The 24,263-nt window shown below is 66.6% G+C and carries 22 protein-coding genes; 6 read left to right on the top strand and 16 right to left on the bottom strand.

Annotated features, from left to right (window positions below; all coding sequences use genetic code 11):
• Nucleotides 1-19 precede the first annotated feature (19 nt).
• From SD196_RS14260 to SD196_RS14200, 13 genes are all read right to left on the bottom strand, one after another.
• Nucleotides 20-1,813: an alpha/beta hydrolase family protein gene (locus SD196_RS14260; RefSeq protein WP_416310263.1), complete on the bottom strand. Its 1,794-nt coding sequence runs from the start codon at nucleotides 1,811-1,813 to the stop codon at nucleotides 20-22.
• A 2-nt stretch (nucleotides 1,814-1,815) separates the two neighbouring features.
• A complete protein-coding gene (pqqE, locus tag SD196_RS14255) occupies nucleotides 1,816-2,964 on the bottom strand; it encodes a pyrroloquinoline quinone biosynthesis protein PqqE (protein ID WP_416310262.1) in 1,149 nt (382 codons plus the stop codon).
• A complete protein-coding gene (gene pqqD / locus SD196_RS14250; protein WP_275611799.1) occupies nucleotides 2,936-3,214 on the bottom strand; it encodes a pyrroloquinoline quinone biosynthesis peptide chaperone PqqD in 279 nt (92 codons plus the stop codon). Before pqqD ends, pqqE begins: the two co-directional genes overlap by 29 nt.
• Entirely contained in the window at nucleotides 3,214-3,963 is a 750-nt protein-coding gene (pqqC, locus tag SD196_RS14245) for a pyrroloquinoline-quinone synthase PqqC (protein WP_275611800.1), read from the bottom strand. Before pqqC ends, pqqD begins: the two co-directional genes overlap by 1 nt.
• Nucleotides 3,964-3,988: 25 nt before the next feature.
• Nucleotides 3,989-4,903 carry a pyrroloquinoline quinone biosynthesis protein PqqB gene (pqqB, locus tag SD196_RS14240; protein ID WP_416310261.1) on the bottom strand — a complete coding sequence of 305 codons (915 nt, stop codon included), beginning with the start codon at nucleotides 4,901-4,903 and terminating at the stop codon, nucleotides 3,989-3,991.
• 47 nt (nucleotides 4,904-4,950) lie between these two features.
• Nucleotides 4,951-5,022 (bottom strand): pyrroloquinoline quinone precursor peptide PqqA, encoded by a 72-nt coding sequence (pqqA, locus tag SD196_RS14235; protein ID WP_003106462.1) that lies wholly within the window; start codon nucleotides 5,020-5,022, stop codon nucleotides 4,951-4,953.
• A 515-nt stretch (nucleotides 5,023-5,537) separates the two neighbouring features.
• Complete coding sequence (locus tag SD196_RS14230) at nucleotides 5,538-7,058, bottom strand: aldehyde dehydrogenase family protein (protein WP_275611802.1); 1,521 nt, start codon at nucleotides 7,056-7,058, stop codon at nucleotides 5,538-5,540.
• A 668-nt stretch (nucleotides 7,059-7,726) separates the two neighbouring features.
• A complete protein-coding gene (locus tag SD196_RS14225; protein ID WP_416310260.1) occupies nucleotides 7,727-9,499 on the bottom strand; it encodes a methanol/ethanol family PQQ-dependent dehydrogenase in 1,773 nt (590 codons plus the stop codon).
• Between the two features lie 456 nt (nucleotides 9,500-9,955).
• On the bottom strand, nucleotides 9,956-10,885 hold the full coding sequence (locus tag SD196_RS14220; RefSeq protein ID WP_416310259.1) for a quinoprotein relay system zinc metallohydrolase 1: 930 nt from the start codon (nucleotides 10,883-10,885) through the stop codon (nucleotides 9,956-9,958).
• A gap of 10 nt (nucleotides 10,886-10,895) precedes the next feature.
• On the bottom strand, nucleotides 10,896-11,645 hold the full coding sequence (locus SD196_RS14215; RefSeq protein ID WP_416310258.1) for a quinoprotein dehydrogenase-associated SoxYZ-like carrier: 750 nt from the start codon (nucleotides 11,643-11,645) through the stop codon (nucleotides 10,896-10,898).
• A 10-nt stretch (nucleotides 11,646-11,655) separates the two neighbouring features.
• A complete protein-coding gene (locus SD196_RS14210; protein WP_275611806.1) occupies nucleotides 11,656-12,543 on the bottom strand; it encodes a substrate-binding periplasmic protein in 888 nt (295 codons plus the stop codon).
• 5 nt (nucleotides 12,544-12,548) lie between these two features.
• On the bottom strand, nucleotides 12,549-12,986 hold the full coding sequence (pedF, locus tag SD196_RS14205) for a cytochrome c-550 PedF (RefSeq protein ID WP_275611807.1): 438 nt from the start codon (nucleotides 12,984-12,986) through the stop codon (nucleotides 12,549-12,551).
• Nucleotides 12,987-13,490: 504 nt separating this feature from the next.
• Nucleotides 13,491-13,640: a hypothetical protein gene (locus SD196_RS14200; protein ID WP_275611808.1), complete on the bottom strand. Its 150-nt coding sequence runs from the start codon at nucleotides 13,638-13,640 to the stop codon at nucleotides 13,491-13,493.
• Nucleotides 13,641-13,806: 166 nt separating this feature from the next.
• Between SD196_RS14200 and SD196_RS14195 the strand changes: the two genes are divergently transcribed.
• The 6 genes from SD196_RS14195 to agmR all read left to right on the top strand — a co-directional run bounded on the left by SD196_RS14195 (nucleotide 13,807) and on the right by agmR (nucleotide 18,974).
• Nucleotides 13,807-15,009, top strand: a complete 1,203-nt coding sequence (locus SD196_RS14195; protein ID WP_416310257.1) for an ABC transporter substrate-binding protein — start codon at nucleotides 13,807-13,809, stop codon at nucleotides 15,007-15,009.
• Between the two features lie 11 nt (nucleotides 15,010-15,020).
• The gene (locus tag SD196_RS14190; protein ID WP_416310256.1) at nucleotides 15,021-16,019 is read left to right on the top strand and encodes a YVTN family beta-propeller repeat protein; all 999 of its coding nucleotides are present in this window, start codon (nucleotides 15,021-15,023) and stop codon (nucleotides 16,017-16,019) included.
• A complete protein-coding gene (locus tag SD196_RS14185) occupies nucleotides 16,016-16,747 on the top strand; it encodes an ABC transporter ATP-binding protein (protein WP_416310255.1) in 732 nt (243 codons plus the stop codon). The genes SD196_RS14190 and SD196_RS14185 overlap by 4 nt, the downstream gene beginning before the upstream one ends.
• Entirely contained in the window at nucleotides 16,744-17,562 is an 819-nt protein-coding gene (locus SD196_RS14180) for an ABC transporter permease (RefSeq protein ID WP_416310254.1), read from the top strand. Before SD196_RS14185 ends, SD196_RS14180 begins: the two co-directional genes overlap by 4 nt.
• Nucleotides 17,563-17,667: 105 nt before the next feature.
• The gene (locus SD196_RS14175) at nucleotides 17,668-18,243 is read left to right on the top strand and encodes a PQQ-dependent catabolism-associated CXXCW motif protein (RefSeq protein ID WP_416310253.1); all 576 of its coding nucleotides are present in this window, start codon (nucleotides 17,668-17,670) and stop codon (nucleotides 18,241-18,243) included.
• 65 nt (nucleotides 18,244-18,308) lie between these two features.
• Nucleotides 18,309-18,974, top strand: a complete 666-nt coding sequence (gene agmR / locus SD196_RS14170) for a response regulator AgmR (RefSeq protein WP_416310252.1) — start codon at nucleotides 18,309-18,311, stop codon at nucleotides 18,972-18,974.
• 79 nt (nucleotides 18,975-19,053) lie between these two features.
• Here the strand turns inward: agmR and nahK are convergent, their stop codons facing one another.
• From nahK to SD196_RS14155, 3 genes are all read right to left on the bottom strand, one after another.
• Nucleotides 19,054-21,681, bottom strand: a complete 2,628-nt coding sequence (gene nahK, locus SD196_RS14165) for a hybrid sensor histidine kinase/response regulator NahK/ErcS' (RefSeq protein ID WP_416310251.1) — start codon at nucleotides 21,679-21,681, stop codon at nucleotides 19,054-19,056.
• Nucleotides 21,611-22,768 (bottom strand): nitric oxide-sensing protein NosP, encoded by a 1,158-nt coding sequence (gene nosP / locus SD196_RS14160; RefSeq protein WP_416310250.1) that lies wholly within the window; start codon nucleotides 22,766-22,768, stop codon nucleotides 21,611-21,613. Before nosP ends, nahK begins: the two co-directional genes overlap by 71 nt.
• Nucleotides 22,769-23,800: 1,032 nt before the next feature.
• Nucleotides 23,801-24,193 carry a hypothetical protein gene (locus SD196_RS14155; RefSeq protein ID WP_416310249.1) on the bottom strand — a complete coding sequence of 131 codons (393 nt, stop codon included), beginning with the start codon at nucleotides 24,191-24,193 and terminating at the stop codon, nucleotides 23,801-23,803.
• Between the last annotated feature and the right edge of the window lie 70 nt (nucleotides 24,194-24,263).

Genomic DNA, 24,263 nt, shown 5'->3' with positions numbered 1-24,263 from the left:
TGCGACCTTGGCAGACGCTTCAGACAGCCAGCAGCGCCTGGTAGAAACGCCACTCCGCCTCCAGCGCATGGGCGAGATTGGCGCCCTGGCGGAAACCATGGCGCTCACCGGCATAGCGGTGCACCGCCACCGGCACACCGCGTTGGCGCAGGGACTCAGCCATGGCGTCGGTCTGCGCCGGCACTACCACGGCGTCCAGCTCACCCTGGAAGAAGATCACCGGCGCACGGATATGCCCGGCCAGCAGCACCGGCGTGCGCTCCCGGTAGCGTTCGGCGTCCTGCTGCGGGTCGCCGATCAGCCAGTCGAGGTAATCCGCCTCGAACTTGTGGGTCACCCGGGCCAGCGCCTGCGGATCGCTGACGCCATACAGGCTGGCGCCGCCGCGCAGACCCGTGAGGCGCGCCAGAGCCATCAGCGCGCTGTAGCCACCGGCACTGGCGCCGCGCACGAAGACCCGTTGGCGGTCGATGCGCCCGCTCTGGGCGAGGAAATCCAGCGCCGCGCCGATGTCCTCCACTTCCACCTGCCCCCAGCCCAGGTGCAGGCGCTCGCGATAGGCGCGGCCGTAGCCGCTGCTGCCGCGATAGTTGAGGTCCGCCACGGCGAAGCCGCGACGGGTCCAGAACTGGATGCGCCCGTCGAACACCGGGTAGCTGGCCGAGGTCGGGCCGCCGTGCAGGAACACCACCAGGGGCGGTGCTTCTACGTCGCCGTAGGGTGGGTAGAAGAAGCCATGGCCACACTCGTCCTCACCCACCGGATAGTGGAAGGTTTCACCACGGGACAGCTCGGCCTCGGCCAGCGGCTGCTCACCGCCGGCCAGTACCTGGGTGGCGCCGTCTACCCGGCGGATGGCCAATAGCGTCGGCAGGCGATCCGGCGCGGCGGCGATGCAGTAGAAGTGCCGCTCATCCGCCGCAAGGGAGCGGAAGCGGCTGTACTCCGGTGCGAGCCGGCGTTCGCCACCGTGCCCGTCATAAAGCATCAGCACACCGCATCCGTCTTCGTAACGGGTTGCCAGCAGGCTGCCGTCCGCCAGCGGCAGGAAGGTGCGCCCGCCCAGTTGCCAGGGCGCGCTGGCGTGGTCCGCAGCCGCAGCCTGCCAGCCGCCGGGGCCTTCGTGGTACGGCTGCCAATAGCCGGCGCGGTCGCTCAGCCAGTGCAGCCGGCCATCGTCGGCGAAGCGTGGCTGCTGGATGGATTCGTGCCGGGTCTGCCCGGCCAGGCAGCGTTGTTCGCCGGCGAAGGACTCGACCAGGCGGGTGCGTGTCCAGGGTTGTTCGGGACGGTCCCATTCCACCCAGGCGATTCGTTCGGCACTGCCGTCGGCCACGGGCGAGGCATAGAAATCCGCGCCTGTGGCGATCACCCGCCGCCGGCCATCGGCATCCAGGCGGACGATGCGGTGCTGCACCCCGCCGCTACCGCCCTCCTCCTCCACCGCCAGCAGCGCGTTCCAGGCGGCGACGTAATGCAGGTCGCCGTAACGGCAGTCGTTGCGATGGGTGATGGCGCGGGGTTCGCCGCCCAGGCGCAGCCAGCGCACCTGCTGGTCGCCCTCTTCCACCCAGGCCACGCCGTCGGCCGTGGCGCAGCAGGAACCGCCGCCGTACTCGTAGACGCGGCTGCGCACCGACGCGCCGGGGGGAGTCAGTTCGCGGGTCTGCCCTTCACAGCGCAGGAACAGCCGGCAGCGTGCGCTGGCGGGGTCGAAGGCGGCCCACAACAGGCCGCCGTGGGCAACGTGCAGCTCGGCGAAGTCCCCGGCGGCGGCTACCGCGCGTTCGGCGCTCCAGTCGTCGCGGCCCACGCTCAGGCCTTGCAGATCAACTGCGAGGCGCGCTCGTTGCGCCAGGTCAGCTGGTCCAGGGCCAACGGCGCCTCCTCGGCCTCGCGGCGGGCGTCGAGGATGATGCCGTGGTGGGCCGACTTGGCGCACACCGGGTCGGTCGCCTCGGCATCGCCGGTGAGCATGAAGGCCTGGCAGCGGCAGCCGCCGAAGTCACGCTCCTTCTCATCGCAGGAGCGGCACGGCTCCGGCATCCAGGCATCGCCGCGGAAGCGGCTGAAGCCGAAGGACTCGTACCAGATGTGCTGCAGGCTGTGCTCGCGCACGTTGGGGAATTTCACCGGCAGTTGCCGCGCGCTGTGGCACGGGAGCGCGGTGCCGTCCGGGGTGACGTCGAGGAACACGCTGCCCCAGCCGCCCATGCAGGCCTTGGGGCGCTCCTCGTAGTAGTCCGGCACCACGAAGATCAGCTTGCACGGGTTGCCTTCGGCGGCCAGGCGCTCGCGGTACTCGGCGGTGATGCGCTCGGCGCGCTTTAGCTGCTCGCGGGTCGGCAGCAGCCCGGCGCGGTTCAGTTCGGCCCAGCCGTAGAACTGGCAGGTGGCGAGTTCGACGTAATCGGCCTCCAGTTCGATGCACAGCTCGATGATGCGGTCGATGCTGTCGATGTTGTGCCGGTGGGTGACGAAGTTGAGCACCATCGGATAACCGTGGGCTTTCACCGCGCGGGCCATGGCTAGCTTCTGGGCGAAGGCCTTGCGCGAGCCGGCGAGCAGGTTGTTCACCTCCTCGTCGGCGGCCTGGAAGCTGATCTGGATATGGTCCAGCCCGGCGTCGGCGAACTCCTTCAGGCGCTGCTCGTTGAGCCCGATGCCGGAAGTGATCAGGTTGGTATAGAAGCCGAGCTCGCGCGCGGCAGCGATCAGCTCTGCGAGGTCCTGGCGCACCAATGGTTCGCCGCCGGAAAAACCCAGTTGCGCCGCGCCCATCTCGCGGGCCTGGCGGAATACCTCGATCCACTGCTCGGTGGAGAGCTCCTCGCCGCCCTTGGCGAAGTCCAGTGGGTTGGAGCAGTAAGGGCACTGCAGTGGGCAGCGGTAGGTCAGCTCGGCCAGCAGCCAGAGCGGCGGCCCTACCGGCGCCTCAGCGCAGCTCGATCCAGAATTGCGCATGGGCCACCTCGAGGAATGCCAGGATGTCTTCGTCGATGCCCGGCACACCGGGGAAATCGGAACGCAGGCCGTCGATGATGCCGGCGACGTCGGATTGACCGTCGACACGGCCGAGGATCGCCCCGGCGCTGTCGTTGAGCTTCACCATCCCCTCAGGATAGAGCAGCACGTGGCAGCCCTGGGCCGGTTCGAATTGCAGGCGGAAGCCCCGGCGCAGCACCGGTACGCTGTCCAGCGAAGGCAGACTCATCACAGCAACCCCCTGTGCCATACGCGCTCGGTCGTCACCGTGTGGTACGGCGGGCGCTCCAGTTCATAGGCCATGCTCATCGCGTCGAGCATGCTCCAGAGCACGTCGAGCTTGAATTGCAGGATTTCCAGCATGCGCTCCTGGGCCTCGCGGGTGCGGTAGTGCTCCAGGGTGATGCGCAGGCCGTGCTCCACGTCGCGACGCGCCTGGGACAGGCGCTTGCGGAAGTAGTCGTAGCCGGTGGCGTCGATCCAGGGGTAGTGCTGCGGCCAGCTGTCCAGGCGCGACTGGTGGATCTGCGGGGCGAACAGCTCGGTCAGCGAACTGCTGGCCGCTTCCTGCCAACTGGCGCGGCGGGCGAAGTTGACGTAGGCGTCCACCGCGAAGCGCACGCCGGGCAGCACCAGTTCCTGGGACAGCACCTGCTCGCGGTCCAGTCCCACGGATTCGGCCAGGCGCAGCCAGGCCTCGATGCCGCCCTCCTCGCCCGGCGCGCCGTCATGGTCGAGGATGCGCTGCAGCCACTCGCGGCGCACGTCGCGGTCCGGGCAGTTGGCGAGGATCGCCGCGTCCTTCAGCGGAATGTTCACCTGGTAGTAGAAGCGGTTGGCCACCCAGCCCTGAATCTGCTCGCGGCTCGCGCGGCCCTCGTACATGGCCACGTGGTACGGGTGGAAGATGTGGTAGCAGGCGCCCTTGGCGCGCAGCGCCTGCTCGAATTCGGCGGGGCTCATGGCTTCACGGGGCATCGCGGCGCTCCTTCTACAAGGGCCGTCAGAGGTAGATGTTCATGCCATCGAACGCCACCTCGATGCTGTGCGCGTCCAGTTCGGCGCGCTCGGGCGAGGCGATGTCGAGGATGGGATTGGTGTTGTTGACGTGGATGAGCACCTTGCGCGGTCCGTCGATGCCGTCGAGCACCTCGATCATGCCGCCGGGGCCGCTCTGGGCCAGGTGGCCCATCTCGCTGCCGAGCTTGTCGCCCACTTCGCAGACGCGCATTTCGTCGTCGCGCCACAGCGTGCCGTCCACCAGCAGGCAGTCGGCGCGGCGCATCCACGCAAGCAGCTCGTCGTCCACCTGCCCCAGGCCGGGCGCGTAGAACAACTTGCCGCCGGTGGAGAGGTCTTCGACGAACAGGCCAATGTTGTCGCCCGGATGCGGGTTGCCCCGATGCGGCGAATACGGCGGCGCACTGCTGCGCAGGGCAATGGCGGTGATGCGTAGGCCCGGGCAGGCCGGGATGACGAAGGGCTCGGCATCCAGCGCGATGAGGTTGTGCTTCAACCCGCCGTTCCAGTGCGACAGCATGGGGAACAGCGGGAAGCCCGTGGACAGGTCCTGGTGGACCATCTCCGTGCACCACACCTCGTGCGGGCAACCCTCGCGCAGGCTGAGCAGGCCGGTGGTGTGGTCGATCTGGCTGTCCAGCAGGACGATGGCGGCAATCGCCGAATCACGCAGGCGCCGCGCCGGCTGCAGCGCCGGGAAGGACGCCAGCTGGGCGCGGATGTCGGGGGAGGCGTTGCAGAGAATCCAGTTCTCGCCATCGTCGGACAGCGCGATGGACGACTGGGTGCGTGGCTGTGCGATCACGCTGCCGTCGCGTACGCCGCGACAGTTGCGGCAATTGCAGTTCCACTGGGGAAAACCGCCGCCGGCGGCCGACCCGAGAATTCGGATGTGCATGACAGTGCCCCGTGGGCAGGGGCCCCGGCGGACCGGGGCCGAGTGGATCAGCGGTTGGCGAAGTACAGGGTCACTTCGAAGCCAAGGCGCAGGTCGGTGAAGCTAGGCTTGGTCCACATGGGTCTGTCCTCTTGTTGTAGGGATGTCGTACTGGCATCGCACCGGTTGTTCCGGTAGATCGAGTTAAACACCGGGGGCAGAGAGGCCGAATGATACTTTCGAAGGAGATTCCCCCCTGATTTGGTAGTGAGTGCGCGCCTTGCGGCGTAGGGCGTACAACCGTTCGCGGTGGTACGCCGTTAAACCTTAGTTCGCCGTTGGCGCCTTGGTCGACTTCGGAGTTGCCTGAAGGTCGGCGGTTCGCGAGCAAGCTCGCTCCTACAGAAAAGCACCGGGCCCGCTTTTCGTAGGAGCGAGCTTGCTCGCGAACAGAGAGGCATCCGGAAAAAAGAAAACGCGACCGGAGTCGCGTTCGACGAAGACCGTCGCCCGAGGAAGTGGGCACGGAAGCGGACGGCCGCCCGAACGGGCGCGTCGAGACAAGGGATGCCCGGTCGGCGGGCACACCGGAGGTGGGAACCGGCGAGCCCGATGGGGGAAGGCTCGCCGGCTTGCTACTCGGATCAGCCGGGGATCAGAAGAAGCCCAGCGGGTTGATGTCGTAGCTCACCAGCAGGTTCTTGGTCTGCTGGTAGTGGTCGAGCATCATCTTGTGGGTCTCGCGGCCGACGCCGGACTTCTTGTAGCCACCGAAGGCGGCGTGCGCCGGGTACAGGTGGTAGCAGTTGGTCCACACACGGCCGGACTGGATGCCCCGGCCCATGCGCCAGGCACGGTTGATGTCGCGGGTCCACACACCGGCGCCGAGGCCGAATTCGGTGTCGTTGGCGATCGCCAGGGCTTCGGCTTCGTCCTTGAATGTGGTCACGCCCACCACCGGGCCGAAGATTTCCTCCTGGAACACGCGCATGCCGTTGTGCCCCTTGAGCAGGGTCGGCTGGATGTAGTAACCGCTGGCCAGATCACCCTCCAGGCGCTCGCTGGCGCCACCGGCGAGCAGCTCGGCGCCTTCATTCTGGGCAATGTCGAGATAGGACAGGATCTTCTCGTACTGCTGCTGCGACGCCTGGGCGCCGACCATGGTCTCGGTGTCCAGCGGGTTGCCGCGCTTGATCGCCTTGATCTTCTTCAGCACCTCGGCCATGAACGGCTCGAAGATGGACTCCTGCACCAGCGCCCGCGACGGGCAGGTGCACACCTCGCCCTGGTTGAAGAAGGCCAGCACCAGGCCCTCGGCGGCCTTCTCGATGAAGGCCGGCTCGGCCTGCATGATGTCCTCGAAGAAGATGTTCGGGCTCTTGCCGCCCAGCTCCACGGTGGACGGGATGATGTTCTCCGCCGCGCAGCGCAGGATGTGCGAGCCGACTGGCGTCGAGCCGGTGAAGGCGATCTTGGCGATGCGCTTGCTGGTGGCCAGCGCCTGGCCCGCTTCCTTGCCGAAACCCTGGACGATGTTCAGCACGCCCGGCGGCAGCAGGTCGCCGATGATCTCGGCCAGCAGCATGATCGACAGCGGCGTCTGTTCGGCCGGTTTGAGCACCACGCAGTTGCCGGCGGCCAGGGCCGGGGCGAGCTTCCACGCGGCCATCAGCAGCGGGAAGTTCCACGGGATGATCTGCCCAACCACGCCCAGCGGTTCGTGGATGTGGTAGGCGACGGTGTTCTCGTTGATCTCGGCGGCGCCGCCTTCCTGGGCGCGGATGCAGCCGGCGAAGTAGCGGAAGTGGTCGGCGGCCAGGGGCACGTCGGCATTCAGCGTTTCGCGCACGGCCTTGCCGTTGTCCCAGGTCTCGGCGACGGCGAGTTGTTCCAGGTTCTGTTCGATGCGGTCGGCAATCTTCAGCAGGATCAGCGCGCGGTCCTGCACGGAAGTGCGGCCCCAGGCGTCTGCTGCGGCGTGGGCGGCGTCCAGGGCAAGCTCGATGTCTTCGGCGGTGGAGCGCGGGAACTCGGCGATGACTTCGCCGTTCACCGGCGAGGTGTTGCTGAAGTACTGGCCCAGAACCGGCGGGACGAACTCGCCACCGATGTAGTTGCCGTAGCGCGGCTTGAGGGTGACAACGGCGCCGGGGGCTCCGGGTGGGGCGTAGATCATGGAAAAGCTCTCCTGTCGGGTCCCAGCCTGAATCGGCCGGGTCATGGAGCGATCTTAGGCAGCGCCCTTCCCGGCCCGGAATGCACCCATGGGAGTGATGGGGTACTCATTTGGTAGTAGAGGCGGCGAGCGTCGCAGGTTGTAGGGCGGATAACCCGGAACGGGTTATCCGCCGACGCAACCACGGCGGATAACGCTGTCGCGTTATGCGCCCTACGGTGCTCATTTGGTAGTAGATGTGGAGCGTGGGCTCTTCGTAGGAGCGGACTTTGTCCGCGATGCTTTCTGGTTGGGTGTTTCTGCGCCGCTTCGGTGTGTGCTGAAAGTCCTTGTTTCGCCCCCTCGGGCGAGTCACTTCTTCCAAACGCCGAAGAAGTAACCAAGAAGGCTTGCCCCTGCATCCGGGTCCCGCTTCGCGGGACTCCCCTCGTTCCATCGAAGTTTCAGGGGCCCATCGCGGCTCTCGCGGCATCCATGCCGCTTAACCCCTGAAACTCCGATTCCACTCGGCCTCCTGAAGGGGCAGTCCGGAGCGTGCGGATGTTTTTCTGGAAGTCTCATAAGAGCCAGGGCAATGCGGCGGACCGGCTCGCGTAGGAGCACATCCCTAGCCCGCAAAAACAAAAGGCCGGCTCAACGGCCGGCCCCCTGCTCACCTCACAGCAACCTCACTTTTTCGCCACCAGGTCTTTCGGCAGCTTGAAGGTCCAGATCATCCCGCCCTGGTCCAGGTCCTTGATCCGCTTGGCCACCTCGCCACCCCACAGCGGTACCGCACCACCCCAGCCGGAGAGCACAGTCACGTACTGCTCGCCATCCATCTCCCAGGTGATCGGCGAGGCGATCACGCCCGAGCCGGTGTTGAACTCGTAGAGTTTCTTGCCGGTCTTGGCGTCGAAGGCCATCAGGAAGCCCTCGGGGTTGCCGGTGAATACCAGGTTGCCGTGAGTTGCCAGCACCCCACCCCACAGCGGCGCGTAGTTCTCGTAGCGCCATACCTGCTTGCCGGTCTTGGGATCGATGGCGCGCAGCACGCCAATGTACTTCTCGTTCAGCGGCTTGATGGTGAAGCCCGCGCCCAGGTACGCCGCACCCTTCTTGTAGGCGATGTTCTCGTTCCACATGTCCATGCCCCACTCGTTGGAGGGCACGTAGAACAGGCCGGTGTCCTGGCTGTAGGCCATGGGCATCCAGTTCTTGCCGCCCAGGAAGGACGGCGAGACGAACACCGAGGAACCCTTCTCGGTCCCCTGCCCCGGCGCGCCCGGGCGGTGGGCGTCGTCGTAGATCGGGCGGCCGTCCTTGTCCAGGCCCTTGGCCCAGGTCACCTTGTCGACGAAGGGGAAGCCGCGGATGAACTTGCCGTTGGTGCGGTCCAGCACGTAGAAGAAGCCGTTGCGGTCGGCGGTGGCTGCGGCCTGTACGGTCTTGCCGCCGTCCTGGTAGTCGAAGGACACCAGCTCGTTCACACCGTCGAAGTCCCAGCCATCGTGCGGGGTGGTCTGGAAGTGCCACTTGATCGAACCGTCGTCCGGGTTCAGCGCCAGGCGCGAGGAGGAGAACAGGTTGTCGCCCGGACGCAGATGCGAGTTCCACGGCGACGGGTTGCCGGTGCCGATGAACAGCGAGTCAGTGCTCGGATCGTAGTAGCCACCCAGCCAGGGCGCGGCACCGCCGGTCTTCCACAGGTCGCCCGGCCAGGTCTTGCCCGCTTCGCCGCCGGAGATGCCGTTCTCGATGGCCTTGCCGTCCTTGTAGACGTAGCCCATGTGGCCTTCCACGGTCGGGCGGCTCCACAGCAGTTCGCCGTTGGTGGGGTTGTAGGCCTCGATCTTGCCGACCACGCCGAACTCGCCGCCGGCCACGCCGGTGATCAGCTTGCCCTTGGCGATCAGCGGCGCGGCGGAGATCGAGTAGCCGGCCTTGTAGTCGGCCACGGTCTTCTTCCACACCACCTTGCCGGTGTCCTTGTTCAGCGCGACCAGCTTGGCGTCGAGGGTGCCGAAGATCACCAGGTCGCCGTACAGGGCCACGCCACGGTTGATCACGTCACAGCAGGGCATGATGCCGTCGGGCAGGCGCGCATCGTACTGCCACAGCTTGCGCCCGGTGCGCGCGTCGGCGGCGAACACCCGAGAGTAGGAGGCGGTGACGTACATCACGCCGTCCTTGATCAGCGGTTGCGCCTGCTGGCCGCGCTGCTTCTCGCCGCCGAACGACAGCGCCCACACCGGCCGCAGCTCCTTCACGTTGTCGCTGTTCAGCGTGTTCAGCGGGCTGAAGCGCTGGCCCTGCTGGTTGATGCCGTTGACCACGACCTGGTCGGTGCGCTTGGCGGAATCACTGATGTCCTGGTCGGTGACCCCGGCGTGAGCGCCCAGGGTGGCCAGGCTGATGGCGGTGAACAGCACGGTGCGGGCGAAAGGTTGAAGCTGTCTCATGGCGTGCGCCTCTGCGATTGTTGTTGTACCCGGGAAAATGTCCCGGTCTGCCGCAGATTCTTGGTTTGGTGCGGCGGGCCAACAATTGAACGCAGTGCCGAATTTCCTAGTTCCTTGGTAGCAATACCGGGCTGCAGAGGCGCGAAATTCGGGGCTTGCGTAGGAGCTCAGAGGGTGGATGTCCCCTTGTAGGAGCGAGCTTGCTCGCGAACCGGATTGACCGGCGGTCATGGTGCCCTGGATGAACTCGGCGACCCTCTCCCAGAGGGAGAGGGAGTCATTCGGCGCGAAGGGGGGGACACAGGAGTTCATCCTGCTGGAAGGTTCGCGAGCAAGCTCGCTCCTACAACAGGGTCGGAGCGGCAATCAGCAAGGCCGCTCCAGACAGCCCCCTCTCCCTCCGGGAGAGGGTTGGGGTGAGGGCAACGCCGGTGCGCCGGAACATCCGGCAAGGCTTTACTGCTTGTCCACGCGGGGTAAAGCCTTCTGCTCATACCGCGGATAGAGATGGCTGACGCTGCGGATCAGCTCATAGCGCGTCAGGCTGACCCCGGCGAAGCGCTCGGGGATCGGCGTGCGCAACAGGTCGTTCATGTCCGCGCCCTGGGCGATGCCGTCGCGCATTACGTTATCGAGCCAGCCGAGGTAGTCGCGCATCTGGGCAAACGGCGCAGCATCCGTGGCGATGGGCCCGTGGCCAGGGACGATCAGTTTCCACGGCAGCTTCTGCAAGGTGTCGAGATCGCCCAGCCAAACGTCGAGGCCTGGGCTGTTGGGCGTGGTCAGCGCACGCTGGTAGAACACGATGTCTCCGGCGAACAGCACGCCGGTGCTCTCGTCGAGGATTGCCAGGTCCGCACCGGTATGCCCGCGCAGCCCCACCAGCCGGAACCTGTGACTGCCCATCTGCACGATGCCGGGCTCCACCGTCTCTGTAGGCAACACCACTTCCGTGCCGCGCATCCAGTCGCCCACCAGGCGGTACATGTTCTCCGCCATGGCGTTGCCCTGCTCCTTGAGCAACTTGCCGGTGCCGGCCAGCGCCCCGATAGGCACGTCGATAAAGGCCTGGTTGCCCAGCACGTGATCGGGGTGATGATGGGTCAGCAGAACCCCCTTCACCGGCTTGCCGGTGGTCTGCTGGATCACCGTACGCAAGGCTTCGCCATAGCGTTTCGAGGGGCCGGTGTCGATCACCAGCACACCATCGCCGGTGTCGATGAAGACGACGTTGACGATGGCGCCGCCATTGTCCTTGCCGAAGTTGTCGGTGCTGCCTTCCACCAGCCAGGTGCCGTCGGCGATCTGCCGGGGTTGAAGGTGGTACTGCAGGTCGGCCAGCGCCGGCAGGCACAGGCACGCGAGGGCGATCAGCAGGAAACGCATGGACACCTCGTCAAGGCAGAGCGGCCTGGAATTCGTTGCCGTTGTTGTCGTGCAGCCAGAGTTCGGTGTGCGGGTGGCCGCGCACTTCGAAGGTGAACGTCGGGTTCTCGCTCACCGCCGGGAACAGGTCCAGCCGGGCGAAGACTTCCCCGCCCGGCCCACGCAGCTCGGCGTGGTCCAGGTAGAACTCGGGGATGCCGCCGACCAGGCCATTGTCCATCGGGTGCGACACCGACAGGCGCACCCGGCTGTACTCGCCCCTGGGATAGGACTCGCCGTGGACCTGGCCGAGCCTGTCCTCCCACCCCGGCTGTGCGCGCACTACGCTGGGCGCCGTGCAACCGCCGCCGGCGGCGTCGATCCAGGCTGAGCCGACATGCCAGACGCCCTTCTCGTCCCGCAGGGCGGCGCGGATCGGCGTGGCCTGTTCGATGCGGATGCGTACCGCCAGCAGCGGCTCCAGGTGCTCGCCGGGATAGAGTGTCAGCACATGGGGAATCGGGTTCAGCTCGGCCCACAGCAGCAGGCGGTCGAAGCGTCCCGGCAAGGCACGGGCGTCCACTTCCACCGGCACCTGCCGGGAATCCTCGGCGAACGGCGGCACGCCCAGCTTCACGCGCTCGTCGAAGACATAGGGCTCACCATTGAGGAGCCGCTTGTGGTGGTACTCCCACATCACCGAGGGCAGCGGGTCGCCCTCCACCGCCGCCGCCAGCAGCGGCAGTGCGCACATCCCGAGCAGCACGTGGCGCCTGTGCATCCTGTTTCCCTCACTGCACGTCCTGATAAAGCCCCGGCAGTTCGTAGCGCACGCCGTAGGCCGCATAGAGCTTTTCCATCTCGCCGCTGCGCACCAGTTCTTCCAGTTCGCCGTCCAGGGCATTGGAGAGCTGGCGGTTGCTTTCGTGCACCGCCATGCCGATGTCCCACTCGGGCTGGCCGAGGTTGGGGTAGGTATTCTCGGCGTTCTTCAGGTGCTCATCGGCGGCCTGGGCGCGCATCCAGTCCAGCTCGCCGCGCAGGGCCATCACCGCATCCACCTTGCCCGCGCGCATGCCGTCGAAGGCCGCCTGGGTGCTGGGAAAATGCACGGTCATGCGACTGAGCTGGCCGCCCAGCACCGAGGTCAGGTAGAAGGACGGCACGCTGTCCAGTTCAACGCCGATGGGGTGTTCGCGGAAGGCCGCGATGGTGTCCACCTTCGGCAGCCGCCGGTCATCGTTGACGACCTGCCAGCGTTCGCGCTGGTAGGGGCCGAACATCACCACCTGCTCATTGGCGAACTCGCCCACGTCGTTGCGCCGGTTGGCGTATTCGCGGTCGTAGGGCACGCGCAGCATCACGTCGGCGACCACGCCGGGGCGCAGGTAATGGCCCTTCCAGATGAAGTTGCGCAGGTCGTCATCCAGACGCTCGCCCGGCGTGACCCAGAGGAATTCCGCGCGCAGACCCAGCCCGCTGGCCAGGCGCGTCGCCAGGTCGATATCGATGCCGCGCGGCTGCCCGCCCTGCATGAAGCTGTAGGGCGGGAAGTTCTCGTACACGGCCACCCGCAGCACGCCGCTGGCGACCATGTCCTCGTAGGGGCGGACCTGTGCCTGAGCCTGCCCCAGCAGCAGGCTCAGGACCACGCCGAACAGCAGCTTGAGCAGGCGCATGGCGGTCACTCGTCTACGTGCACGCTGTCCAGGTAGGTGCGGATCGCCCAGAGGCCTTCCTGGCTGATGTAGTCGGCCATCTTCGGCATGTACACGGCGCCGTCGCGCACCGCACCGTTGATCACGCGCTCCTTGAACCACTCGTCACCCTCGGCGCCGACGTCGAGCTTGCGCAGGTCGGGGGCGATGCCGCCGGACTTGGCTTCCAGGCCGTGGCAGCGCGCGCAGTTCTGGTTGTAGGCCGAGGCGCCGATCTCCACCGCCTTGGCGTGGTTGGCGTAGGGTTCGCGGTAGGGGTTGGTGTCGCGCCATTCCTTGCCCAGAGGTTCCAGCCCCGTGGTATCCACTGCCTGGGGCGTCACATTGCCGTGGGACAGGGCCAGGCCCGAGGCACTCAGGCCAGCCAGCAACAGCAGGCCGCACAGCACGTTCTTGTTGTTCATCACTTCATCCTCTCATCGAGATGCTTGGCAAGGCTCGGCGCCCGGAGCGGCGACCGTGATGACGATGGTAAGAACGCTTGCTCGCAGGCCGAATCCTGCTTTGGGTGATGCCATCTACTCCCTTGGTACTAGGGCGACGGGAGGCCAGGGGCCACAGCGCCCGCAGGGCGTACAACCGTTCGCGGTTGTACGCCGATACACCTCGCCATGGAACCGCCCCCTGGGGTCAGACCCGGAGCGCCCTGGAGCCCAGGCTGATCGGCGTATAACGCGGAGCGTTATACGCCCTACGAGTGGGAGGCCAGGGGCCTCTGCTACGCAGGAGCGCCCGTAGGGCGTACAACCGTTCGCGGTTGTACGCCGATACACCTCGCCATGGAACCGCCCCCTGGGTCAGACCCGGAGCGCCCTGGAGCCCAGGCTGATCGGCGTATAACGCGGAGCGTTATACGCCCTACGCTCCTGGCGACCACGCGATGTGGAGGGGTTTCCCCGAGCATGCGGCTAAGGCGCACCACGACAGCTGTCGACACACCCCGCCGGGGCATGCCGCTCGACCGGACTCGGATAGCTGTTGCGGGCATAGAAGAAATCGAAGCCGAGCAGGCTGAGCATCAGCAGGATCGGCAGGACGAGAGTGACGGCGATACGCATGGCGACCTTTCTCTTCGGGTTCTTGTAGGGCCATCCTAGGTCGCGGGCGTGGCGCGCAACCTACTACCTTGGTACTGCCTCAACGGTACTTTCTGCATATTTGCCGCACCCCGCGCGATTCCTATGCTGGCCGCACAACAACAAGCCGGCCCCAAAGGAGTCGCCCATGCGCCAGTTCCTATTGCACGGCGTGGCCTACCTGCTCGCAGTGGCCTGCGCCGCCTCGCTCAGCCTCGGCGTGCGCGCTGGCGAGGTGCCCGTCCTGGAGGTCCGCATCGGCTACCTGGGCTACACGCCCGATCCCGGCCCGCTGCTGTCCAACGTCATCCCCGAGCCCACCGACGCAGGCCTGCGCGGCGCGGAGCTGGCGATCACCGACAGCAACAGCACCGGGCGTTTCCTCAAGCACCGCTACAGCCTCGAAGCCGCCAGCACCGACAGCCCGGAAAAGCTGCTGGCCGAAGCCAAACGCCTGCACGACGCCGGCCTGCGCCTGTTCGTGGTCAACGCCCCCGCCGACACCCTGCGCCAACTGGCCGCCGCCCTGCCCGATAGCCTGCTGTTCAACGCCGGCGCCGCCGATGACGAGCTGCGCGCCAGCCAGTGCGCGCCGAACGTGCTGCACACCCTGCCCAGCCGGTTGATGCTGACCGACGCCCTCACCCAGTTCCTGGTGCTGCGCAAGTGGACGCGCTGGCTGCTGATCGTCGGCCAGCGCCCGGAAGACGCCGCCTATGCCAACGCCCTGCGCCGCTCGGCCAAGCGCTTCGGCGCGAAGATCGTCGAGGAAAAGCCCTTCACCTTCGCCAACGACCAGCGCCGCAGCGCCCAGGCCGACATGGCGCTGTTCACCCAGTCCAGCGAGGACTACGACGCCGTGCTGGTGGCCGACGAGCACGGCGACTTCGGCGAATACGTGCCCTACAACACCTGGCTGCCGCGCCCGGTGGCCGGCACCCAGGGGCTGGTCGCCACCGGCTGGCACAAGACCGTGGAAACCTACGGCGCCGCACAGTTGCAGAAACGCTTCGAGGAACACGCCGGGCGCTGGATGAACGACCGCGACTTCGCCGCCTGGATCGCCGTGCGCAGCGTCGCCAGCGCGGTCACCCGCCTGCATGACGCAGAGCCCATGGCGGTCCGCAAGCTGTCGCTCTCCCCCGAGCTACCGCTGGACGGTTTCAAGGGCTACAAGCTCGGCTTCCGCCCCTGGGACGGCCAGCTGCGCCAACCGATCCCGCTGGTGCAGCCGCGTGCCCTGGTCAGCACCTCGCCGCAGGAAGGCTTCCTGCACCCCGCCAGCGAACTGGACAGCCTTGGCCTCGATGCTCCGGAAAGCCAGTGCCACCTCGCCGACGCCCAGCCATAAGGAAACTGCCCATGAGGACCGCTGCCATGCCCTGCCCCGCCCTGCCCCGCCTGCTGGCCCTGGCCTGCCTGGGCGCCGCGCTCTACCAGACGCCGCCGGCCTTCGCCGCCACGGCCTACGTGTCCAACGAGAAGGACAACAACCTCAGCGTCATCGACCTGGACAGCATGACCGTCACCGGTACCATCGACACCGGCAAGCGCCCGCGCGGCCTGGCGCTGTCCCACGACAACAAGCTGCTCTATATATGCGCGAGCGATTCGGACACCGTGCAGGTGCTGGACCTCGCCACCCGCAAGATCATCAGGCAGTTGCCCTCGGGCGCCGACCCCGAGCAGTTCGCCCTGCACCCCAACGACCGCTGGCTGTACATCTCCAACGAGGACGATGCACTGGTCACAGTGGTCGACACCCAGACCGCCCAGGTGCTCGGGCAGATCGACGTTGGTGTCGAGCCCGAAGGCATGGCGGTGAGCCCGGATGGCAAGTGGGCGGTGAACACCAGCGAAACCACCAACATGCTGCACTGGATCGACACCTCCACCCAGAAGCTGGTGGACAGCACCCTGGTGGACCAGCGCCCGCGCCACGCGGAGTTCACCCGCGACGGCTCGCAGGTCTGGGTTTCGGCGGAGATCGGCGGCACCGTCAGCGTGGTGGACACCGCCAGCCGCAAGATTCTCAAGACCCTGCGCTTCGCCATCCAGGGCGTGCACCCGGACAAGGTGCAGCCGGTGGGCGTGAAGCTGACCGACGATGGCAAGACCGCCTTCGTCGCCCTCGGCCCGGCGAACCATGTGGCGGTGGTCGATGCCAAGACCTTCGAGGTCCTCGACTACCTGCTGGTGGGCCGCCGCGTCTGGCACCTGGCGTTCACCCCGGACGAGAAGACCCTGCTGGCCACCAACGGCGTCAGCGGCGATGTGTCGGTGATCGACGTGGCCTCGCGCAAGGTCAGCAAATCCATCAAGGTCGGCCGCTATCCCTGGGGCGTGGTGGTGACGCCATGAACGCGCTCACTGTCCGCGACCTGAGCTTTGCCTACGGCCCACGACGCGCCCTCGACGGGCTGGACTTCGAACTGCCCGCCGGGCGCTTCACCGCACTGCTGGGGCCCAACGGCGCCGGAAAATCCACCCTGGTAGCCCTGCTCACCCGCCTCTACGACCTGCAGCAGGGCGAGATCGAGGTGCTCGGCTGCAGCCTGCGCCGCCAGCCGCGCCTGGCCCTGCGCGAACTGGGCGTGGTGTTCCAGCAGAGCACCCTGGACCTGGACCTGAGCGTGGAGCAGAACCTGCGCTACCACGCCGCCCTGCACGGCCTGCCGCGCCGCGTGGCGAACGAACGGATCGACGCCGAACTGGCCCGCCAGCAGTTGCAGGAGCGCCGTCGCGACAAGGTCCGCGCGCTCAATGGCGGGCACCGCCGCCGGGTGGAAATCGCCCGCGCCCTGCTGCACCGCCCGCGCCTGCTGCTGCTCGACGAGGCCAGCGTCGGCCTCGACCCGGCGGCGCGCCAGGCGCTCAACGAACATGTACGGCGGCTGTGCCGGGACGATGGCCTGGCGGTGCTCTGGACCACTCACCTACTGGATGAAGTCCGTGGCGAGGACGCACTGCTGGTGCTCGACCGTGGCCGCCTGGTCGCCCGGGGCGAAGCGCGGGACATCTGCGCGCCGGACGCCGGCGACCTGGAACGCACCTTCGACCGCCTGACCCGCCTGGAGGCCTGCGCATGAGCGCCCTGGAAAGCCCGCGCTTCGGCCCGGCCGCCTACTGGCAATGCCTGCGCGGCATCGTCGTGCGCGAGTGGCTGCGCTTCGTCCTGCAACGCTCGCGTTTCCTCAGCGCGCTGGTGCGGCCGCTGCTCTGGCTGCTGGTGTTCGCCGCCGGCTTCCGCGCTGCGCTGGGTATCTCGATCATCGAGCCGTACGACACCTACGTCACCTACGAGACCTACATAGTGCCGGGGCTGTGCTGCATGATCCTGCTGTTCAACGGCATGCAGGGCTCGCTGTCGATGGTCTACGACCGCGAGATGGGCAGCATGCGCGTGCTGCTCACCAGCCCGCTGCCGCGCGCCTTCCTGCTGGCCAGCAAGCTGTTGGCGACGGCTCTGGTGTCGCTGCTGCAGGTCTACGCCTTCCTGCTGATCGCCTGGCTCTATGGCGTTCAGCCGCCGGCGCTGGGGTTGCTCGCGGCGCTGCCCGCGCTGCTGCTCGCCGCGTTGCTGCTGGGCGCGCTGGGGTTGCTGCTGTCCAATGGCATCCGCCAGCTGGAGAACTTCGCCGGGGTGATGAATTTCGTCATCTTCCCGCTGTTCTTCCTCTCCTCCGCGCTCTACCCGCTGTGGAAGATGCGCGAAGCCAGCCAGTGGCTCTACTGGCTGTGTGCGCTCAACCCGTTCAGCCATGCCGTGGAACTGGTGCGCTTCGCCCTCTACGAGCGCTTCAACCCGCTGGCGGCGGGCGTCTGCCTGGGCCTGACGCTGCTTTTCGCCGGGCTCGCCGTGCTGACCTTCAACCCGCAACACGCGGCGCTGCGCAAGGGGTGAAATCTACTACTTTGGTACTGGTTCGCCCCTCCGGACGTCGAATTTCCAAAGCCCCACAGCTGGCATGTAATGGCCACTACAAAAAGAACGATTAGAGAATCCGCCATGCCTCGCCTTGCCACTGCCCTGAATGGCCACGTGAGCGGCTGCCTGTCCGCGTGCCTGCTCAGCCTGGCCCTCGCGCTCCCGACCGCGCAGGCCGACGATGCGCCGCTGTTTTCCGCCGATGGCTATCGCCTGACCCAGTACCGCAGCCCGACACCGCCGTCCGCCGACCACGCCACCACCCTCGACACCACCGCCCTGCAGGCGCTGCTCAAGCGCGAGCCACGGACCAAGCTGGTGGATGTCTACCGCCGTACCTTCCTCAATGGCCAGTTCGTCGAGGACGAAAAACACCGCAACCTGCCCGGCAGCCTGTGGCTCGCCAACGTCGGCACCGGCACCCTGGAGCCACGGTGGCAGGCCTACTTCGAGCAGAATCTTGCGCGCCTCACCGAGGGTGATGCGAAACGCCCGCTGGTGTTCTACTGCCGTTCCGACTGCTGGATGAGCTGGAACGCCATCCGCCGAGCGCATGCGCTGGGCTATGCCAGCCTCTACTGGTACCGTGACGGTATCGACGCCTGGGAACAGGCGGGACTGCCCCTGCAGGATGCGCAACCGCAACCCCTTCCGTGACACTTGAAGTAGCCTGCGACCGCAAGCCGCTCGCCACCCATAACGACAACAACGAGGTGTAGGCCATGTACAAGATCCTGATCGCCGACGATCACCCGCTGTTCCGCGAGGCCATCCACAACGTCATCGCCGAGGGCTTCCCCGGCAGCGAAGTGATGGAAACCGCCGACCTCGACAGCGCCCTGGGCCTGACTCAGGAACACGACGATCTCGACCTGATCCTGCTCGATTTGAACATGCCCGGCATGCACGGCCTGAACGGCCTGATGAGCCTGCGCAACGAGGCCCCGACCATTCCCGTGGTGATCGTCTCCGCCGAGCAGGACAAACAGGTGGTGCTGCAAGCCATCACCTACGGCGCCGTGGGCTTCATCACCAAGTCCTCGCCACGGGTGCAGATGACCGAAGCCATCGAGCAGATCCTCAATGGCAACGTCTACCTGCCCTCGGACATCATCCGCACCCAGCAGAGCTCGCCGCGGCGCAGCAACCACGAGGAGCACGGCATCCCGTCGGAGCTGCTGCAGGCGCTGACCCGCAAGCAGCTCCTGGTGCTGGAGCGGATGACCAAGGGCGAGTCGAACAAGCAGATCGCCTACAACCTGGAGATCGCCGAGACCACGGTGAAGGCCCACGTCTCGGCGATCCTGCACAAGCTCAAGGTGCACAACCGCGTGCAGGCCATCCTCAGCGCCAGCGACATCGACTTCTCCGCCTACCTGCGCCGCTGACACCTCATCCCCCCACAAACGAAACGGCTGGCGAACATCGGAATGTTCGCCAGCCGTTTGCCGCCGCGTGTCGCCCTGCTCAGTCGGTACGGTCCAGCAGGTGACAGAGCGCGGTCTTCAGCTTCATCGGCCTGACCGGCTTGTGCATCAGCATGTGGCCCAGCTCGCGGACCTGCTGCTTGAGCTCGTTGCTGTGGTTGGCGGTGATCATCAGCGCCGGTAGCGGCGTGCCGCGCCGGGCGTTGATCGAAGCGACCGCATCGACGCCGTTCAATCCGTCATCCAGGTGGTAGTCGACGATCAGCAGGTCGGATTCGGCGTGGAAATTGTCCACCTGGCGCGCCAGGTCCTCTTCCGACAGCGCGGTCACCACGCGGCAACCCCAGGTTTCCAGCAGGGTGCGCATACCGGCGCAGATCGAGGCGTCGTTATCCAGCACCCACACGCGCGAGCCGCGCAGGCGCTCCACCAGATCCGCCGCCGGGCGTTCCGGCTCCGGTGTGGCGCGGGCCACGCGGCGCGCCAGGGGTACTTCGATGGCGAAGCGCGAACCCTTGCCAGGCACCGATTCCACCTGGATGCGGTGGCCGAGCATCCGCGCGATCTTCTCGACAATTGCCAAGCCCAGCCCCAGCCCACGGTCCTGGTTCAGGCGTTGCACGTCGCCGCGCTTGAACTCCTGGAATATCTCGCCGAGCTTGTCCACGGCGATGCCCACGCCGGTATCCCAGACCTCGATCCACAGGCTGTGCCGACGGCGCCGGCAGCCCAGCAGCACGCGGCCCGAGGGCGTATAGCGGATGGCGTTGGTCAGCAGATTGCGCAGGATGCGCGCCAGCAGCTGCATGTCGCTGCGGACTTGCGCGCCACAGGCGACGAAATCCAGCGCGAGCCCTTCGCTGGCCGCCACCTGGCGGTATTCGGCGGCGAGGTTGTCGAGCAGTTCGCCGACGTCGAACGAGGCGATGTCCGGCTTGATCACCCCGGCGTCCAGCTTGGAAATCTCCACCAGGGTGCCGAGCAGGTTCTCCACGTCTTCCAGCGACTGGCTGATGTTGCGCACCAGGGCTTCGCCGCTGCGCTCCTGCAGCGCACTGGTGAACAGCCGCGCGGCGTTCAGCGGTTGCAGCAGGTCGTGGCTGACGGCAGCGAGGAACTTGGTCTTCGACAGGTTGGCCTGCTCCGCCTCGCGCTTGGCCTCGCGCAGGCGCGCCTCGACCTGGCTGCGCTCGTCGATCTCGCGCTTGAGCTGGTCATTCAGGCTGGTCAGCTCGGCGGTGCGTTCGCGCACCCGCTGTTCGAGGTTCTGGTAGGCCTGGTGCAGCGCCTCGGCGGTGCGGCGGCGCTCGGTGATGTCACGGATCAGCACGAACAGCCCGCACACCGTGCCGTCGGCCTGGCGGTTGGGCACGTAGGAGCGCTGCATGTAGCGCTCCTGCCCGGAGAGATTGGTCTCGGCGATCTCGAAGGTGACGCTCTCGCCCGACAGCGCGCGCTCGAAGTACGGTTCCAGGCGCTGGCAATGGTCCTCGCTGTGCACGTCGCGCAGGTTGCGCCCGAGCATCGAACCGCTGGGCCAGCGATACCATTCCTCGTAGACCTTGTTGGTGAATTCGTAGTTGAGTTCGGCGCTCAGGTAGGCGATCAGCGCCGGCACCTGGTCGGTGATCAGGCGTATCCAGCGTTCGCTCTCGCGTAGCGCCTCGGCGTTGCGGTAGCGCTCGGTGATGTCGGTGAAGGTGTTGACGAAACCGCCGGTGGGCAGCGCGTGGGTGCGGATTTCCAGCATGCGGCCATCGAACAGGCGCTGCTCCAGCACGCCTTCCGCGCTGCCGTGGCGGGCGCGGCTGCGCGGGGTCAGCAAGGGCAGTTCGCTGTCGGCCATGACCTCGGCGAAGGGCCGGTGCGCCTCGATCGGCGCCAGCCCGCAGAGTTCCAGGAAACGCCGGTTCCACAACTCCAGCGCGCCATCGGCGCCGACCATGGCCACGCCCTGGGACAGGTTGTCGACGGCGCGCTGCAACAGGTGCGACTTCTGCGCCACCGCCTGTTCGCGGCGGGCCATCTCGCTCTGCTTGATCTCGGTGATGTCGCTGTAGAGCACCACCAGCCCGCCGTCGCGGGTCGGCCGCTCGGTGACGCGCACCCAGCGGTCGTTGCGCAGCCGATAGAGGGTGTGTTCGTCGTCGCTGCTGCGCTGCTCTTCGACGATCAGCCCGCTGCTCTGCGCCAGCCGCCGGACTTCGGTGAGCCGCGTGCCGGCGCCGACGCGGGCGCGGGTCTGCGCCCAGAAGGCGCGGAAGCGTTCGTTGTAGAGGACGATGCGCTGTTGCGGGTCGAACAGCACGAAGGCGTCGGAGATGCTTTCGATGGCGTCCAGCAGGTGCTGGTGCGCGGTCTCGGCGCGCAGGCGCGCATCGCTGAGCAACTGGTTGCTGGATTTCAGCTCGACCATCGCCTCGCTCAATGCGTCGGTACGTTCGCGCACCTGCTCGGCCAGCACCACGGAGTGCTGGAAGGCGCCGTAGGCGTTGTCGCCACGCGAGGTGGCCGATTCCACCCGCTCGATCAGCGCCGCGTTGATCCGCTGCAACTTGCGGTTGTCGCGCTCCAGCTCCTCGATGCGCGCCCGCAGTTCAGCGTCCGCCGTTGCCCCTGGGACGGCCAATGGCGACACCGGTGAAGGTCTGGTTGATGTGCATGCCATTGAACTGCTCTCCGTAGGTGTTGAAGCCGATCACCTGCTGGCTTCGGAGAAACTCGGCGGTGGCCTCGGTATCGCCGGCCACTTCCAGCTCCAGGCGGCGCAGGAAGCAGTCGCAGCCGATGGTCAGGAGTGGCGGGCCGAGGCGTTCGTGCAGGCGCTGGAACTGCGCCTGCAGCCCCGGCAGCAGCGGCCCGGTACGCATGGCGGTAAGGACGATGCCGTTCTCCACCGCGCAGTAGAAGGTCAGGCTGAGGTCGTCGTTGATCTGCTGGATCGAGCGTACGTAGAACTGGTCGCGCACCCGCACGGCCAGCGGATGGCTGGGGAACAGGGCGAAATCGAGCTGTTCCAGCGGCGTCCCGACCAGCCGCGCGTATTCCAGCGCGGCGGGCTCGGCGTTGAGTTCCAGCACGCGGCGGCTGTCGCTGTCGGCGCGGGTCACCACCAGCTTCTCCTCGCTGGGCAGCACGTGGTGGGTGGTGAACACCTCGAAGTCCAGCCAGGTATTGAACAGCACCACCACCGCGGCGCCGGTGTGGAACTGGCCCTGGTAGTAGACGTGAGTGTGGGTCAGGCGGTTGTCGTCGCCGGCCGAACCGCCGAAATGCGGGATGGCGCCCAAGGCGGCGCTGAGCGCGGCGAGCACCACTTCCTCGCGGCTGGAGAGGCCGTCAAGCAGGGTCAGGGCGAAGCTGTGGTCCTTGATCGGCGCCAGCCCGGCGCTGCGGCAGTCGGCCACCAGCGACTCGACCATCTGCTGCGCGTCGATCAGGCTGAAGCGCTCCATCTCGTCCACCAGCGCACAGGAGATGGCGAAGCTGCGCAGGTCGAAACCCACGGCGGTGATGCAGCCGCGGCCGTAGCCCTGTGGGGTGATCTCCCCGGCGGTGGTGCAGCCCACCAGGTCGATGCCGCCGAAATACTGCTCCAACGCGCCGGCCAGGCCCGGCAGGTCGTACTCGGCCGAGCAGAAGAACAGCACGAAGCCCAGATGCGGATGGATCAGCTGGCGCGCCAGGTCCTGGGCGACTTCCTCGACGTCGCGGGCACTGGACATGCCGCGAACGACCCCTTGTGTTTCGTGCATGGCGTGCGCCTGGTCAGGATATCGACGTTGGCATTCTACGAAGCGCCGGGGGTGTGACCCATGCTACTTGGGGCGTGGTGGGCACCTCCGAAAGTAGGACGTGCAGGCCATACCGGCGGATCGCGGGCGGAGTCCGTTCATACGGTGTGGCCGCGCTGCGAGCTGCTTTCGTAGGAGCGGACTTCGTCCGCGATGCTCTTTCTTTTCGCAGGGCGCATAACGCCAAAGGCGTTATCCGCCGCTTTGGCTTTGGGTGTTTCTGCGCCGCTTTGGCGTCGCTGGGAGATTTTGTTTCGCCCCCTCGGGCGAGTTACTTTCTCAAACGCCAGAAAGTAACCAAAGGGCTCGTCCCGACATCCGGGTCTTCGCTTCGCTCAGACTTCCCTCGCTCCGGTATCGCTCCGAGGGTCGGCGTAGAAGGGCCATCCCTGGCCCTTTACGCCTCTCGCGGCATCCATGCCGCTCGCCCCTCTGCGCAATACCTCCACTCGGCCTCCTGACGGGACTCTGCGCGCGCCTGATACCTTGGCTGCTTCATGCTGGATTTCTCTTCGTAGGATGGCGTGGAGCGAAGCGATACCCATCACGGCGCATAACGCTGCGCGTTATGCGCCCTACGGGCGTTCATCCTGCAGCGTGGGTGCTCGCGGACAAGGGCTAGGCGCCCCGTCTCTCCTACGGGAGCGCAGCTTCTACTCTGGCTCTATAAGACTTCCAGAGAAATATCCGCACACTCCAGAACGCCCCTTCAGGAGGCCGAGTGGAATCGGAGTTTCAGGGGTTGAGCGGCATGGATGCCGCGAGAGCGTCGTTGGGCCATGGATGGCCCGTCGACGCGGGCCCCTGAAACTTCGATGGAGCGAGGGAACCCCGGCGAAGCCGGGGCCGGATGATGGGGCAGAGACCTTTGCCTACTTTGCGTCGTTTGGCAAAGTAGGTCGCCCGAGGGGGCGAAACAAGAAACATCCGAGCACACAGAAGCGGCGCAGAACACCCAAACGAAAATGACCGCGGACAAGGGTCAGCACCGGGTCATCCCACCGGCCAAAACATCAACGTCACCCCCAACATCCCCGCATAGAACCCCGTCTCCACCGTCTCCGTCCACGGCTGAATCCCTCGCAGCGCGCCGTAGACATGAACCACCACCATGAACCCCGCCACCGCTGCCAGCACCTCGAACGTCGTCACCAACGCCTCCCCCGTCAGCGCCGCCCGCAGCATCAGCCCCTCGACGATCAGGATGAATGCCCCCAGGCAACGCCCGAAGTACGCCGCCAGGTCCGTGTGCTCCGGCAAGGTCCACTGCATCACCCGCGCCCACGTCAGCGGCACGAGGAAGATGGGCAAGGCGAACGCCAGCGTAGTGGCGATGGCTAGAACCAGCAGGTAACTCTGCGCATGCGCGCTCCACAGTCCGATCATGGGAAACCTTCCGTGAGACGAAGAAAAAAGGCGGGCAACCCGAAGGTCGACCCGCCGAAATGGAGCCAAA

The organism is Pseudomonas macauensis (assembly GCF_047902425.1).
GTDB lineage: Bacteria > Pseudomonadota > Gammaproteobacteria > Pseudomonadales > Pseudomonadaceae > Pseudomonas.
The sequence above is the reverse complement of the archived record's forward strand: the minus strand, read 5'-3'. Positions and strand labels throughout refer to the sequence as shown.

Coding starts and splice junctions, on each gene's coding strand:
- pqqE (WP_416310262.1), bottom strand. CDS start 2,964: ATGCGCAATTCTGGATCGAGCTGCGCTGAGGCGCCGGTAGGGCCGCCG.
- pqqD (WP_275611799.1), bottom strand. CDS start 3,214: ATGAGTCTGCCTTCGCTGGACAGCGTACCGGTGCTGCGCCGGGGCTTC.
- pqqC (WP_275611800.1), bottom strand. CDS start 3,963: ATGCCCCGTGAAGCCATGAGCCCCGCCGAATTCGAGCAGGCGCTGCGC.
- pqqB (WP_416310261.1), bottom strand. CDS start 4,903: ATGCACATCCGAATTCTCGGGTCGGCCGCCGGCGGCGGTTTTCCCCAG.
- SD196_RS14230 (WP_275611802.1), bottom strand. CDS start 7,058: ATGATCTACGCCCCACCCGGAGCCCCCGGCGCCGTTGTCACCCTCAAG.
- SD196_RS14225 (WP_416310260.1), bottom strand. CDS start 9,499: ATGAGACAGCTTCAACCTTTCGCCCGCACCGTGCTGTTCACCGCCATC.
- SD196_RS14220 (WP_416310259.1), bottom strand. CDS start 10,885: ATGCGTTTCCTGCTGATCGCCCTCGCGTGCCTGTGCCTGCCGGCGCTG.
- SD196_RS14215 (WP_416310258.1), bottom strand. CDS start 11,645: ATGCACAGGCGCCACGTGCTGCTCGGGATGTGCGCACTGCCGCTGCTG.
- SD196_RS14210 (WP_275611806.1), bottom strand. CDS start 12,543: ATGCGCCTGCTCAAGCTGCTGTTCGGCGTGGTCCTGAGCCTGCTGCTG.
- pedF (WP_275611807.1), bottom strand. CDS start 12,986: ATGAACAACAAGAACGTGCTGTGCGGCCTGCTGTTGCTGGCTGGCCTG.
- SD196_RS14200 (WP_275611808.1), bottom strand. CDS start 13,640: ATGCGTATCGCCGTCACTCTCGTCCTGCCGATCCTGCTGATGCTCAGC.
- SD196_RS14195 (WP_416310257.1), top strand. CDS start 13,807: ATGCGCCAGTTCCTATTGCACGGCGTGGCCTACCTGCTCGCAGTGGCC.
- SD196_RS14190 (WP_416310256.1), top strand. CDS start 15,021: ATGAGGACCGCTGCCATGCCCTGCCCCGCCCTGCCCCGCCTGCTGGCC.
- SD196_RS14185 (WP_416310255.1), top strand. CDS start 16,016: ATGAACGCGCTCACTGTCCGCGACCTGAGCTTTGCCTACGGCCCACGA.
- SD196_RS14180 (WP_416310254.1), top strand. CDS start 16,744: ATGAGCGCCCTGGAAAGCCCGCGCTTCGGCCCGGCCGCCTACTGGCAA.
- SD196_RS14175 (WP_416310253.1), top strand. CDS start 17,668: ATGCCTCGCCTTGCCACTGCCCTGAATGGCCACGTGAGCGGCTGCCTG.
- agmR (WP_416310252.1), top strand. CDS start 18,309: ATGTACAAGATCCTGATCGCCGACGATCACCCGCTGTTCCGCGAGGCC.
- nahK (WP_416310251.1), bottom strand. CDS start 21,681: ATGGCATGCACATCAACCAGACCTTCACCGGTGTCGCCATTGGCCGTC.
- nosP (WP_416310250.1), bottom strand. CDS start 22,768: ATGCACGAAACACAAGGGGTCGTTCGCGGCATGTCCAGTGCCCGCGAC.
- SD196_RS14155 (WP_416310249.1), bottom strand. CDS start 24,193: ATGATCGGACTGTGGAGCGCGCATGCGCAGAGTTACCTGCTGGTTCTA.